Here is a 2,579-nt window from a genome sequence, read left to right as displayed (position 1 = left end):
GCGCCGCAACGTCTAATTTTTCACTGGGAAGGGAGTAAAGCCCTTGCGGATAAAAATGTCCCCCCTCATTATAAATAGCGGTCACCAAGTGTACTTGGACATAAACCCCAAGAATTGACTGGCGGCGCTTCGCGCCGCCAGTCAATTCTTGGGGTTTATGTCCTAAGTCAAGTTATGTAAAAACCAAAACAGCCCTGCTAAGCAGGGCTGTTTTGGTTGAAAAGATTGCCAAGCAATCTTTCAGTCATCTAGCTAATCCATTCAGGAATGGCTTCTTCCTTCGTATTCGTCCGACGTTCGAGGGTTTGACGCTCGAACTTCATGTGAATCGCCCGATTCTGCTCGCCATCGGCGGCAACGGCAAAGATAGGATAGTCTTGAATACCATCTTGGAAAGAAGTGTGGAAACGGAATGTACCATCCGCATTAAGCTTGATGGGACGACCGCCAATAGTGACAGAGGCATCAGGCTCCGTTGCACCATAGACAATTAGTTCCGCATCAGCAACTAACCAAAACTGTCGAGGACGAATCGGCGTTTCGCTAGAGAAGAAACTATAGCTGGACATCATGCCGATGCCAGAGTAGTTAATGCCGCTAGCGCTAATTGCACCTGCCGCACCCGCAAACAAACCTGCGCCTGATGGGAAGACGAAGGAGCTTAAGGATTCAGGAGCCATGCCAATTCCCGATTCATGCTGCATGGAGCCATAGAGAGAACCAGAGATTCTCTGAACTTCAGCTTCACGCGCGATATTGAAGATTTCATCGTAGGAACTATCGCTAGTGGTTACGGGTTCTTCAGGAGCGGGAACAACTTTTTTCGCGGGAGGAACTAATGTAAAGAAGGTTTGTCCTTTGAGGGTTTGATCCCAAGGTACAGTGATGAAGTTGTCTTCTACCCATTCCGAAGGAAATACAGGTGGAACGTGAACTACTTTGGAGCGGGTTAGGACTAACCAACGACCATCGGCACAGCGATAGCCTAATTCGGCTACATAGTCGCGATCGCTAATGGGGATCGGCAGATACCATTCCCTTGCCAGTTCGTCGCTGTTGTACTCTTGTAAGTTATTGGGAGTTTGATAGTCTAGGTTAATATCCGTGGCATCGTATAGACGCAGTGCCAATTGCTGTCCGCCTTGACGACGCAACTCTTCTTTTTGAGAGTTGGGTACATCCCAATATACATAAGCCCATTGCGGATCGCGAGGTAATAGAACGATACGGCTTTCACCATAGCCACTTGGCAAATCACCGATGCTTTGATCGATATCAGCAAGTGATTCTAAATTCTCTTCTGTTTCTTCACTACCCAAGTTAAACTTTGAAGCTTCCACGATTTCTTGTATCTCCGAATTACTACGATCTGTTTGGGTTGAGGCAGCACCTTGAGCCGAGAGAATAGTTTGGATATCAGCTAATAGCTGAGATTTTCGCATCCGACTATAGCGAGAAATCTCTAGCTCTGCTGCTACTTTGCGAAGTTGACGCAAGGTCATTTCTTCTAGGGGAGGACGTTCCCTCGCCATACAATTAACCTCCAACTGCTTGTAATGATGTCTATCTCAGTCGTCTTTGTGTATCTAACTGAGTATTCGTTCTGTAGCTAGAACTATTCTGCCAAATTTTTCGAGATGGTCAATGCTTGAAATGGTTATCTTCTATTGGTTTTAGCAAACTTATTAGAGGTTTTCATGGTATGGGTTTAGCTAAAACCAAATACCCATCATTGTTGTAGCGATTGTGCGGGTAAATTTAGCTGGGGATCGCAATGTTATGAATTCATGACATTGCGATCCCCTCCTTTGGATACTGGGGGAGGTTGTCCGAAAAGCCATAAGATTATTAATGACAACAACTGTATATTTTTATAAATTTATAAAATATGAAGGCAAAATACGATTCTTTACACGGACGCTTAGAGGTTTTACAGGTTTCTTTAAAAAGCCTATGTCGTTTCGCGATCGCTTTGGTATTGGTGACTTCGATCGTACTTGGTAGCTTTACATCTGGAGCCGAGGCGGCATTATTTAGCAGAAAAAGCGATGGTTTATCTACCAAAGAAATTCAAACGCTCGTTAATGCAGGGCTAACGGGTGATTATATTGCTGATACTACCGACACTATTAAAACCTTACGCGAAGCTATTAATTTGCCCGAAAATGCTGAAAATCGCGCTGCGGTAAAGACTTCGGCTAGATATAAGATCAATGCCTATGTATCGCGCTATCGTGCCGATCACGACAAGGGCGGTTTGTATTCCTATACAACTATGTCTACAGCCTTAAATACTCTGGCTGGATACTATAACGGCTCAATGAAGCGGGCTGTTCCTGCCAAAACTCGCGATCGCCTATTACAAGAATTTGACCGAGCTGAAGCTGCGCTTGCTCAAGGTCGCTAACCTTACTTATCCTTACTTATCCCTCCTTATATAGCAGTCCTAGACCATTTTAGCCCTTATAGCAGTAGCCAGTTATGTTAGGACAAAAACAAAACCCAGAAGAGTGTTGCGGCGCTTCGCGCCGCAACACTCTTCTGGGTTTTATGTCTTAACTTATTTGGCTATAGCTATA

General features: G+C 44.8%; 2 protein-coding genes. One reads left to right on the top strand and one right to left on the bottom strand.

The features are described from left to right. Window positions 1-248: 248 nt before the first annotated feature. The gene (locus tag AC805_RS02030; protein WP_055073877.1) at window positions 249-1,532 is read right to left on the bottom strand and encodes a DUF4912 domain-containing protein; all 1,284 of its coding nucleotides are present in this window, start codon (window positions 1,530-1,532) and stop codon (window positions 249-251) included. 356 nt (window positions 1,533-1,888) lie between these two features. Between AC805_RS02030 and AC805_RS02025 the strand changes: the two genes are divergently transcribed. Further along, complete coding sequence (locus tag AC805_RS02025) at window positions 1,889-2,407, top strand: hypothetical protein (protein ID WP_082429375.1); 519 nt, start codon at window positions 1,889-1,891, stop codon at window positions 2,405-2,407. Window positions 2,408-2,579 lie beyond the last annotated feature (172 nt).

The sequence above is a fragment of the Pseudanabaena sp. 'Roaring Creek' genome (assembly GCF_001402795.1).
Classification (GTDB): Bacteria; Cyanobacteriota; Cyanobacteriia; order Pseudanabaenales; family Pseudanabaenaceae; genus Pseudanabaena.
The sequence above is the reverse complement of the archived record's forward strand: the minus strand, read 5'-3'. Positions and strand labels throughout refer to the sequence as shown.